Consider the following 8,791-nt stretch of genomic DNA (forward strand, 5'->3'; position numbering starts at 1 on the left):
CTAGACCCGGCGCCGCTTGGGAGGGCGGCAGCCGTTGTGCGGGATTGGGGTGACGTCGGTGATGGCGGTGACCTCGAGCCCGGACGCCTGCAGGCTGCGGATGGCGGCCTCGCGGCCCGCCCCCGGTCCCTTGACGAAGATCTCGATGCTCTTGAGGCCGTGCTCCATGGCCCGCCGCGCGGTGCTCTCGGCTGTGATCTGGGCGGCGAACGGCGTGCTCTTGCGCGAGCCCTTGAAGCCCTGGCCGCCGGCCGAGCCCCAGGCGAGCACGTTGCCCGATGGATCGGTGAGGCTGACGATGGTGTTGTTGAAAGTGGCCAGCACGTGGGCGTGCCCGACGGCCACGTTCTTGCGCTCGCGGCGCCGGGTGCGGACGACCTTCTTCTTCTTGGCCATCTCTACTTCTTCTTGCGCCGCACGCCGACGGTCTTCTTGGGTCCGCGCCGAGTCCGCGCGTTGGTGCGGGTGCGCTGGCCGCGCACCGGCAGGCCGCGGCGGTGGCGCAGGCCGCGATAGGTGCCGATCTCCATGAGCCGCTTGATGTTGAGCGCGATCTGCCGGCGCAGGTCACCCTCGACCCGGCCCTGGAGTTGCTTGGCGATCAGGTCGCGCAGCTTGCCCACCTGGGCGTCGGTGAGATCGCGGGTGCGGATGTCGGGCGACACCTGGGCAAGCGTCAGCAGGCGCCGGGCCGTGGTCGGTCCGATGCCGAAGATGTAGGTGAGCGCGACCTCGATCCGCTTCTCACGCGGGATGTCGACGCCGGCGATGCGTGCCACTTCTCTCGTCTACCCCTGTCGCTGCTTGTGCTTTGGATTGGCGTCACAGATGACCCGGACAGCCCCGTGCCGTTTGATGACCTTGCAGTGGTCACACATCTTCTTGACCGAGGCCCTGACCTTCATCGCTGCTCCGCTGTCCTTTCGTCTGTCGTGGGTCTGTCGTTGCCGTGGCTATGCAAGCCGTTGGAGGATGCGTCCCCGACCGGGGTCGGCGGCGCTGAGCTCAACCTGGACCCTGTCTCCCGGGAGGATGCGCACCGCCTGGAGGCGCGCCTTGCCGGCCGGATGGCAGAGAACCCTGTGGCCGTCGTCCAGCTCGACCCGGTAGAGCGAGTCCGGAAGGGGCTCTATGACCCTCCCGATCAGGGGCTCAGCCACGCCGCTGGGGGAGGCGTGCGGAATCGGGCTGAACGGCAGCCGCAACCGACGAGTATACGGAATGGCCTGTTGGCACGGCAAATCAGCCGACCACCGCGTGGCTGGGCCGCAGGGTCAGCACCTCCGGCCCATCCTCAGTGACCGCGACGGTGTGCTCGAAGTAGCAAGAAAGCTTGCCGTCCACGGTCACCACGGTCCAGCCGTCGCGCAGAACGCGGACCTGGGGGCCGCCGACGTTGACCATCGGCTCGATGGCGAGCACATAGCCGGGCTTGATCACGTTGCCGGTGCCGGGCTGGCCGTGGTTGGGCACCTGCGGAGGCTCGTGCATATTGCGGCCGATGCCGTGGCCGACGTACTCGCGAACCAGCGCGTAGCCCTCCGCCTCGGCGTAGGTCTGCACGGCGTGGCCGATGTCGCCGATGGTATTACCGGGGCGGGCGGCGGCAATCCCGCGCTCCAGCGACTCCCGGGTCACCTCGATGAGCCGGGACACCTCCGGGCTGGCCTCTCCGCAGGCCACCGAGAGCCCGCTGTCGGCCCACCACCCGTCGAGGATCAGGCCGCAGTCGAGCGACACCAGGTCACCGTCCTCGATCACGCGCGGACCGGGGATCCCATGGACCACCTCGTCATTGACCGAGACGCAGAGCGAGTTGGGGTAGTCCTGGTAGCCGAGGAACCCGGGGATGCAGCCGTGGTCGCGGATGAAGGTGTCCGCCTCGCGATCGAGGTCGAGCGTGGTGATGCCCGGGCGCACCTCATCGGCGAGGTGGGCGAGGCACTCCCCGAGGATCTTCCCTGAGACGCGCATCTTCTCGATCTCCTCGGGTCGCTTGAGGCGGAAGGCCTCCACGCGGTTGGCCACCTCAGGCCACCCCGCGCGCGGGCAGCTGGCCACCGAAGATGGTGAGGATCGACTCGGTGACCGTGTCGATGGGCGCGTTGCCGTTGACGTACTCGATCCGCGTGCCACGGTCCTCGTAGTAGCCGATCACCGGCGCCGACTTCTCCTCGTACTCGCGCCTCCGCTGGACGTACGCCTCGGGGGTGTCGTCGGCGCGGTGGTCGATCTCGGAGCGGCGCTCGATGCGCTTCTTCAACTCCTCCTCGGGGACGTCGAAGAAGAGCACCACTCCGATCTCACGCCCGGTGCGCTCGAGCATCTCGTCCAGCTCGTGGGCCTGTGGCACCGTGCGCGGGAAGCCGTCGAGGAGCACGCCGTGCTGGGCGTCGGGCTGGCCCAGCCGGTGCTCGATGATGCGCACCATCAGGTCATCGGAGATCAGCCCGCCGCTCTTCATGATCGGCTCCGCCTCGCGGCCGACCTCGGAGCCGGCGCCAACCTCGTCGCGGAGCATCTGCCCGGTGCTGACGTGGGGCAGCCCGAAGCGCTTGCTGATGACCTGGGCCTGCGTGCCCTTGCCGCTGCCGGGAGGGCCAAAGAGGATGGTGATCACCTGATGAAGCCCTTGTACTGGCGCATCAGCAGCTGCGTCTCGATCTGCTTCATGGTGTCGAGCGCCACGCCGACCACGATGAGTATCGCCGTGCCCCCCAGGTACAGGCTGGTCGGATCAGCTCGCGTCGCGAACGCGGTGAACAACGGCAGGATGACCGTGATGATCGCCAGGAAGAGGGCGCCCGCCAGCGTGATGCGACCCATCACGCGGCCCAGGTACTCCGCGGTACTTCGGCCAGGGCGGATGCCGGGGATGAACGTCGATTGTTTCTTGAGGTTGTCGGCGACGTCGTTGGGGTCGAAGACGACCGCGGTGTAGAAGTACGTGAAGCCGAGGATGAGTAGGAAGTACAGCCCGTTGTAGAGCACGTTGATGTACCACTTGGGCCCGTTCGGTTGCCAGTTGGCGGTGATCCACGCCGACGCGCTGCCGAGGAAGCCGCCGGCGCTGGCGAACAGGTTGGCAAAGATGGTCGGGAAGAACATGATCGACAACGCGAAGATGATCGGGATCACACCGGCGGTGTTGATGCGCAGCGGCAGGAAGTTGCGCCGTCCCTGGGAGGCCGCCCCGGTGCGCGGATTGAGCACCCGCTGGGCAGACTGCACAGGCACTTTTCGCTGCGCCTGCTGCACGCCGATGATCCCCGCGGTTACCACCAAAGCGATGACCGCGACACCGATGATCTGGATGACGTGGGTGCCGCCGGTAGTGCTGTAGTCGCCAATCGACGGGATCAAGCGGGCGATGATGCCGGTGAAGATGATCAGCGACACTCCGTTGCCAACGCCGTACTCGGTGATCAACTCCCCGAGCCACATGGCGATGATCGTGCCCGCCACCAGCGTCAGCACGATGCCAATCTCCTGGGTGGTGGTGGCGTTGGGGATGATCGCCTGGGGGACGCCGTTGATGGTCACCGCGTTGGGGTTGGTGAACAGCGCCAGGAAGCCCCAGCCCTGCAGAGCGGCGAGCGGCACGGTGAGCCAGCGCGTGTACCGCGTGATCTTCTTGCGGCCCTGCTCGCCCTCTTTGCTGAGCTCCTTGAGCCGGACCGAGACAACGGTCATCAGCTGCATGATGATGGTGGCGTTGATGTAGGGATTCAGTCCCTCGGCGACGATGGTGAAGCGCTGCAGCCCACCGCCACCGACGAGGTTGAAGAGCCCCAGCAGCGAGTTGCTGCTGAACAGTGCCTGCAGCGCCTTGGGGTCCGCACCCGGGATCGACACGTTGGCGAGGACGCGGAACGCGAGCACCAGTCCGATGGTGATCACCAGCTTCCGGCGAAGCTCGGGGATGCGCATGGCCTGACCAAGCGCCTGCAGCAGGTTCACGCCTGCGGCTCCTCCTGCGCGCCACTCGCGGTGTCCTCTGCAGAGTCATCGGCCGCGGCCGCGTTGCGCGCCTTGCGGCGCGAGGCGGCGTTGTCCTGCTTGGACTCCGACTTCTCCGCGCGTGGCGGCTTGGGCTCCTCGAGAAGGTCGACGCGTCCCCCCGCCGCTTCGACGGCGGTGCGCGCCGCAGCCGACGCGCGGTGCACGCGCACGTGAACCGCCACCTTGACCCGCCCGGCGGCGAGCAGCTTCACCGGCGCGTCGGCCCCGGTGACCAGGCCGGCGGCGGCGAGGGCGGCACCATCGACGATGGCGTCGCGGTCGAAGCGGTTCAGCTTGCTGAGGTTGACCACCTGGTACTCACGCCGGAAGCGGTTGTGGAAGCCGCGCAGCTTGGGCAGCCGCATCGACTGTTTCATCTGGCCGCCCTCGAAGCCCTTGGGGACGCTGTTGCTCTCGCGCGATCCCTGGCCCTTCTGGCCGCGTCCGGAGGTCTTGCCCCGGCCCGCGGAGATGCCGCGGCCGACCCGGGTACGCTTTCTGCGGCTGCCGGGTGCGGGATGCAGCTCGTGCAGCCTCATGACTCCGCCTCCGCTGTGGCGCGCACTAGAACCGCCATCCCCTCGGGGGTGTCGGCGGGGATGCCCTCGACGCTGACCAGGTGACGCACCTTGTGCACCATGCCACGGATCGACGAGGTGTTCTGGTGCTCGACGGTGTGGTTCAGCTTGCGCAGCCCGAGAGCCGCCAGCGTCGCTTTCTGGTCCTTGGCGTAGCCGATCTTGCTCTTGCGGTAGGTAACCCGCAACGTGCTCATGCGCTCACCACCTCGGGTGTGTGCGCACCCTCGCCGAGCATTTCGGCAGCGCGTTTGCGGCCCACCATCCGCTCAGGATCGAGCCCGCGCGCCGCGGCGACGTCGCGGAGCGTGCGCATGCTCGCCAGCGCCGCGATCGTGGCGCGCACCACGTTGATGGGGTTGTCGGTGCCGAGCGACTTGGTGAGGATGTCGTGGATGCCGGCTGCCTCGACCACGGCGCGCATCGAGCTGCCACTGATGACGCCGGTCCCCGGCACCGCCGGCTTGAGCAGCACCTTGGCCGCGCCGAGCTTGTAGTGCACCTCGTGCGGGATGGTGGTGCCCACCATCGGCACGGTGATCATGTGCTTCTTGGCGTCGTCGACACCCTTGCGGATGGCGTCCGGCACCTCGCCGGCCTTGCCCAGCCCGGCGCCGACGCGGCCGGCGCCATCGCCCACCACCACCAACGCGCTGAACGAGAAACGGCGTCCGCCTTTGACCACCTTGGCCACGCGGTTCAGGGAGACGATCTTCTCCTGCAGGTCGCTGGCGCGATCGTCGCGCCGATCCATGCGCATGGCCATGCCTAGAACTCCAGTCCCGCTTCGCGGGCAGCGTCGGCGAGGGCCTTGACCCTACCGTGATAAAGGTAACCGCCGCGGTCGAAGACGACCGCGCTGACGCCCTGGCCGCGGGCGCGCTCGGCGATCACCCGGCCGACCACCGCGGCGCCGCTCGTGGTCGCGTTGCCCTTGCCGCCCAGCTCCTTGCGGATGTCGGCGTCGTGCGTTGAGGCGGCGGCGAGGGTGTGCCCGGCGGAGTCGTCGATGAGCTGGACGGTGATGTGGTTGAGGCTGCGGAACACCGCCAGCCGCGGGCGTGCCGGGGCGCCATGCACGCTCTTCCGCACCCGGCGGTGGCGCCGATCGCGGGCGGCGCGACGATCGAACTTGGTGTGCATGGCTACTTGCCCTTCCCGGCCTTGCCGGACTTGCCGGCCTTGCGCCGGACCACCTCGCCCCTGTACATCACGCCCTTGCCCTTGTACGGCTCGGGCTTGCGGAAGGAGCGGATCTTGGCGGCCACCTGGCCAACGATCTCCTTGTTGGTGCCGCTCACGGTAATCTGCGTCGGCGCCGGCACGTCGATGGTGACGCCGTCGGGCGGCGTGTAGCGGATCGGGTGCGAATAGCCGAGGCTGAGCACCAGGTCACTGCCCTGCTTGGCGGCGCGGAAGCCGACGCCGACCAGGTCGAGTTGGCGCGTGAAGCCCTGGCTGACGCCCTCGACCATGTTGGCCACCAGCGTGCGGGTCAGCCCGTGCAAGGAGCGATGCGTGGTGGTCTCGGTGGGACGGCGCACGCTGATCACCCCGCCGTTGACCTCGATGATCATCGACGGCGGCAGGCTGCGCTCCAGCGTTCCGCGCGAACCGGTCACGGTGATGTGGCTGCCGGCCAGCGTCACCTCGACGCCGCCCGGGACGGTGATGGGCATCTTTCCAATTCGAGACATGGCGATTACCAGACGTACGCCACCACCTCGCCACCGAGGCCGGCGCGCTGCGCCGCCTGGCCGGTCATGAGACCGTGCGAGGTGGAGATGATGGCGATGCCGAGGCCACCGAGGACGCGGGGGATCTCGCTCTTGCGGGCGTAGACGCGCAGCCCGGGGCGGCTAATCCGGCGCAGGCCGGAGAGTGCGCGGCCCCGCGGGGTGCGCGGCTTCAAGGTGATCGTGAGCAGCTGCTGCGGCGCCTCGCCCTCGACCTCGAAGCTGTCGACAAAGCCTTCGGCGGTCAACACCTTGGCGATCTCCACCTTCATCTTCGAGGCAGGGATGGCCACGGTGTGATGGTTGGCCGCGTTGGCATTGCGGATGCGGGTGAGCATGTCGGCGATGGTGTCACTCATCATGGCCGTCTACCAGCTGCTCTTCTTGACGCCGGGGATCTGCCCCTGCGAGGCCATGCCCCGAAAGCAGATGCGGCACATTCCGTACTTGCGCATGAACGCGCGCGGGCGCCCGCAGACGCCGCAGCGGTTGTGCTGCTGGACTCCGAACTTCGCCGGACGGAGGGCCTTGGCGATCAACGACTTCTTGGCCACTGGTTACCTCTCCACGCCGTATCCGGAGGTGTCCCCGGACGCACGCGGCATTGCGATCACTATTGCTGTCCCGGCTTGCGGAAGGGCATCCCGCAGGCCGCCAGGAGGGCGCGGCCCTCGTCGTCTGTCTGTGCTGTGGTGACGATGCAGACCTCGAGCCCGCGCAGCTTGTCGATCTTGTCGAAGTCGATCTCCGGGAAGACAAGCTGCTCGCGCAGCCCCAGCGTGTAGTTGCCGTGCCCGTCGAACGCCTTGGGATCGATGCCACGGAAGTCGCGGATGCGCGGCAGGGTCACGCTGAGGAGCTTGTCGAGGAACTCCCACATGCGCCGGCCGCGGAGTGTCACCTTGACCCCAATGGGCATGCCCTCGCGCAGCTTGAACGCGGCCACGGACTTCCTGGCGCGGATCACGATCGGCGCCTGGCCGGTGATGGTCTTGAGGTCGTTGGTCGCGGCGTCGATGGCGCGGCCGTTCTGGATAGCCTCGCCAAGGCCGATGTTGATGACGATCTTCTCGACGCGCGGCACCTGCATGGCGTTGCGGTAGCGGAAGTCGCGCACCAGCGCCGGGACGACCTCGTCCTGGTAGCGCTGGCGGAGGCGGGGCTGGTCGGCGACGGCGGTGGCCATCAGGCTTCGTTCCTCACATAGATCTCGTCGCACTTCTTGCAGACGATCGGCAGCGTGCCGTCGGGCTGGAGGACGCGCGAGATGCGCGTCGGCTTGTCGCAGCGGTTGCAGACCAAGAGCACGTTGCCGTAGGCGATCGGCGCGTTGAAGTCGATGATGCCGCCCTGGATGTTGCCGGCCACACCGGACTTGGTGTGCCGCTTCAGGCGGTTGATCCCTTCGACGACGACGCGCTGGGTGGACGGGATGGTGCGCACCACGGTGCCGCGCTTGCCCTTGTCCTTGCCGGCGATGACCTCGACGGTGTCGCCGGCGCGGATGTCGAGCAGGCGCGCACGGCCCTTGGCCCAGCCTCGATGGCGCAGGCCGATGCGCGTGCGACGCTCGGTCTTCGCGCTCATCTCAGAGCACCTCCGGGGCGAGGCTGACGATCTTCATGAAGTTGCGCTCGCGCAGCTCGCGGGCCACCGGCCCGAAGATGCGCGTCCCGCGGGGGCTGTTGTTGGGCTGGATCAGCACGGCGGCGTTCTCGTCGAAGCGGATGTTGCTGCCGTCGGGGCGGTGGTACTCCTTGACGGTGCGCACCACCACGGCACGCACCACGTCGCCCTTCTTGACCTGCGCGTTGGGCTGGGCGACCTTGACCGTGCCGATGATCACGTCACCGACCGAGGCGTACTTGCGGTAGCTGCCTCCGAGCACACGGATGCAGAGCAGCTCACGGGCGCCGCTGTTGTCCGCGACCTTGAGGACGGACTCCTGCTGGATCACTTACTTGGCCTTTTCGAGAACGGTGGCGATGCGCCACCGCTTCTCCTTGGAGAGTGGACGAGTCTCGGTGATGCGCACGCGGTCACCAACGCCGCTCTCGTTGGTCTCGTCGTGCACCTTGAAACGGCGGTTGATGCGCACCACCTTGTGGTAGAGGGCGTGCGGCTTCTGCTCCTGGACGAGCACGATGCGCGTCTTCTCCATCTTGTCGCTGACCACCACACCCTCACGCACCTTGCGGCGCGCCCGGACTGCGGCTGTCTGTGGCTGCGTGCTCATCCCTTGTCCTCGTCGGCGTCGGCCGTTGCTTCTGCGCTCTCGTTCTCGGTGCTCGCTGCGGCGGCCTTGCGTGAACGCCGCTTGGCGGGGGCTGCCGGCTCGACGCGTTCCACGTCGATGTCGCTGATCACCTCTTCCACCGGCGCATCGGCCACCGCGACATCAGCCGGCGCAGCATCCGTTGCGGCAGCCGCCGCACTCGCCCCACGCCCGCGGCGCGCGCGCGGCGGCGCGACCGT

Annotated in this window: 17 protein-coding genes and 2 pseudogenes; all 19 read right to left on the reverse strand. The window is 68.0% G+C overall.

All coding sequences use genetic code 11. From position 1 onward, the window contains the following. Positions 1-396 carry a 30S ribosomal protein S11 gene (rpsK, locus tag JF886_RS01110; RefSeq protein WP_337308747.1) on the reverse strand — a complete coding sequence of 132 codons (396 nt, stop codon included), beginning with the start codon at positions 394-396 and terminating at the stop codon, positions 1-3. A gap of 2 nt (positions 397-398) precedes the next feature. Then, entirely contained in the window at positions 399-779 is a 381-nt protein-coding gene (rpsM, locus tag JF886_RS01115; protein WP_337308749.1) for a 30S ribosomal protein S13, read from the reverse strand. 9 nt (positions 780-788) lie between these two features. Then, on the reverse strand, positions 789-905 hold the full coding sequence (gene rpmJ, locus JF886_RS01120) for a 50S ribosomal protein L36 (protein WP_337308751.1): 117 nt from the start codon (positions 903-905) through the stop codon (positions 789-791). 48 nt (positions 906-953) lie between these two features. Further along, positions 954-1,184, reverse strand: coding sequence for a translation initiation factor IF-1 (gene infA / locus JF886_RS01125; RefSeq protein ID WP_337308783.1), 231 nt, complete (start codon positions 1,182-1,184; stop codon positions 954-956). A 58-nt stretch (positions 1,185-1,242) separates the two neighbouring features. Beyond that, entirely contained in the window at positions 1,243-2,028 is a 786-nt protein-coding gene (map, locus tag JF886_RS01130) for a type I methionyl aminopeptidase (RefSeq protein ID WP_337308753.1), read from the reverse strand. Position 2,029: 1 nt separating this feature from the next. Next, entirely contained in the window at positions 2,030-2,620 is a 591-nt protein-coding gene (locus JF886_RS01135) for an adenylate kinase (protein WP_337308755.1), read from the reverse strand. Then, positions 2,617-3,960 carry a preprotein translocase subunit SecY gene (secY, locus tag JF886_RS01140; RefSeq protein ID WP_337308757.1) on the reverse strand — a complete coding sequence of 448 codons (1,344 nt, stop codon included), beginning with the start codon at positions 3,958-3,960 and terminating at the stop codon, positions 2,617-2,619. Before secY ends, JF886_RS01135 begins: the two co-directional genes overlap by 4 nt. Before the next feature lie 140 nt (positions 3,961-4,100). Then, a pseudogene (rplO, locus tag JF886_RS01145) lies at positions 4,101-4,541 on the reverse strand (50S ribosomal protein L15); the annotation flags it as partial. Next, on the reverse strand, positions 4,538-4,777 hold the full coding sequence (gene rpmD / locus JF886_RS01150) for a 50S ribosomal protein L30 (RefSeq protein WP_337308758.1): 240 nt from the start codon (positions 4,775-4,777) through the stop codon (positions 4,538-4,540). The gene rpmD and the pseudogene rplO, both read right to left, overlap by 4 nt. Beyond that, the gene (rpsE, locus tag JF886_RS01155) at positions 4,774-5,334 is read right to left on the reverse strand and encodes a 30S ribosomal protein S5 (RefSeq protein ID WP_502711377.1); all 561 of its coding nucleotides are present in this window, start codon (positions 5,332-5,334) and stop codon (positions 4,774-4,776) included. Before rpsE ends, rpmD begins: the two co-directional genes overlap by 4 nt. 14 nt (positions 5,335-5,348) lie before the next feature. Then, positions 5,349-5,723, reverse strand: a complete 375-nt coding sequence (gene rplR, locus JF886_RS01160; RefSeq protein WP_337308762.1) for a 50S ribosomal protein L18 — start codon at positions 5,721-5,723, stop codon at positions 5,349-5,351. Between the two features lie 2 nt (positions 5,724-5,725). After that, complete coding sequence (gene rplF / locus JF886_RS01165) at positions 5,726-6,277, reverse strand: 50S ribosomal protein L6 (RefSeq protein WP_337308764.1); 552 nt, start codon at positions 6,275-6,277, stop codon at positions 5,726-5,728. A gap of 5 nt (positions 6,278-6,282) precedes the next feature. Continuing rightward, positions 6,283-6,675 carry a 30S ribosomal protein S8 gene (rpsH, locus tag JF886_RS01170; protein ID WP_337308766.1) on the reverse strand — a complete coding sequence of 131 codons (393 nt, stop codon included), beginning with the start codon at positions 6,673-6,675 and terminating at the stop codon, positions 6,283-6,285. A 9-nt stretch (positions 6,676-6,684) separates the two neighbouring features. After that, positions 6,685-6,870 carry a type Z 30S ribosomal protein S14 gene (locus JF886_RS01175; RefSeq protein WP_337308768.1) on the reverse strand — a complete coding sequence of 62 codons (186 nt, stop codon included), beginning with the start codon at positions 6,868-6,870 and terminating at the stop codon, positions 6,685-6,687. 59 nt (positions 6,871-6,929) lie between these two features. After that, a complete protein-coding gene (gene rplE, locus JF886_RS01180) occupies positions 6,930-7,502 on the reverse strand; it encodes a 50S ribosomal protein L5 (protein WP_337308770.1) in 573 nt (190 codons plus the stop codon). After that, on the reverse strand, positions 7,502-7,903 hold the full coding sequence (gene rplX, locus JF886_RS01185; protein ID WP_337308772.1) for a 50S ribosomal protein L24: 402 nt from the start codon (positions 7,901-7,903) through the stop codon (positions 7,502-7,504). The genes rplE and rplX overlap by 1 nt, the downstream gene beginning before the upstream one ends. 1 nt (position 7,904) lies before the next feature. Beyond that, the gene (rplN, locus tag JF886_RS01190) at positions 7,905-8,273 is read right to left on the reverse strand and encodes a 50S ribosomal protein L14 (RefSeq protein WP_337308774.1); all 369 of its coding nucleotides are present in this window, start codon (positions 8,271-8,273) and stop codon (positions 7,905-7,907) included. Continuing rightward, entirely contained in the window at positions 8,274-8,552 is a 279-nt protein-coding gene (gene rpsQ, locus JF886_RS01195; protein WP_337308777.1) for a 30S ribosomal protein S17, read from the reverse strand. Further along, positions 8,549-8,791: pseudogene (locus JF886_RS01200) on the reverse strand (DUF3108 domain-containing protein); the annotation flags it as partial. The gene rpsQ and the pseudogene JF886_RS01200, both read right to left, overlap by 4 nt.

Origin of the sequence: Candidatus Aeolococcus gillhamiae, from assembly GCF_016464765.1 — a bacterium.
GTDB lineage: Bacteria > Chloroflexota > Dormibacteria > Aeolococcales > Aeolococcaceae > Aeolococcus > Aeolococcus gillhamiae.

Excerpts from the sequence above, each read along its gene's own strand:
- rpsE (WP_502711377.1), bottom strand. The coding sequence starts at position 5,334 with ATGGATCGGCGCGACGATCGCGCCAGCGACCTGCAGGAGAAGATCGTC.
- rpsQ (WP_337308777.1), bottom strand. The coding sequence starts at position 8,552 with ATGAGCACGCAGCCACAGACAGCCGCAGTCCGGGCGCGCCGCAAGGTG.
- rplX (WP_337308772.1), bottom strand. The coding sequence starts at position 7,903 with ATGAGCGCGAAGACCGAGCGTCGCACGCGCATCGGCCTGCGCCATCGA.
- rpmD (WP_337308758.1), bottom strand. The coding sequence starts at position 4,777 with ATGAGCACGTTGCGGGTTACCTACCGCAAGAGCAAGATCGGCTACGCC.
- rpsH (WP_337308766.1), bottom strand. The coding sequence starts at position 6,675 with ATGAGTGACACCATCGCCGACATGCTCACCCGCATCCGCAATGCCAAC.
- rplR (WP_337308762.1), bottom strand. The coding sequence starts at position 5,723 with ATGCACACCAAGTTCGATCGTCGCGCCGCCCGCGATCGGCGCCACCGC.
- rpmJ (WP_337308751.1), bottom strand. The coding sequence starts at position 905 with ATGAAGGTCAGGGCCTCGGTCAAGAAGATGTGTGACCACTGCAAGGTC.
- rplF (WP_337308764.1), bottom strand. The coding sequence starts at position 6,277 with ATGTCTCGAATTGGAAAGATGCCCATCACCGTCCCGGGCGGCGTCGAG.
- rplE (WP_337308770.1), bottom strand. The coding sequence starts at position 7,502 with ATGGCCACCGCCGTCGCCGACCAGCCCCGCCTCCGCCAGCGCTACCAG.
- rpsK (WP_337308747.1), bottom strand. The coding sequence starts at position 396 with ATGGCCAAGAAGAAGAAGGTCGTCCGCACCCGGCGCCGCGAGCGCAAG.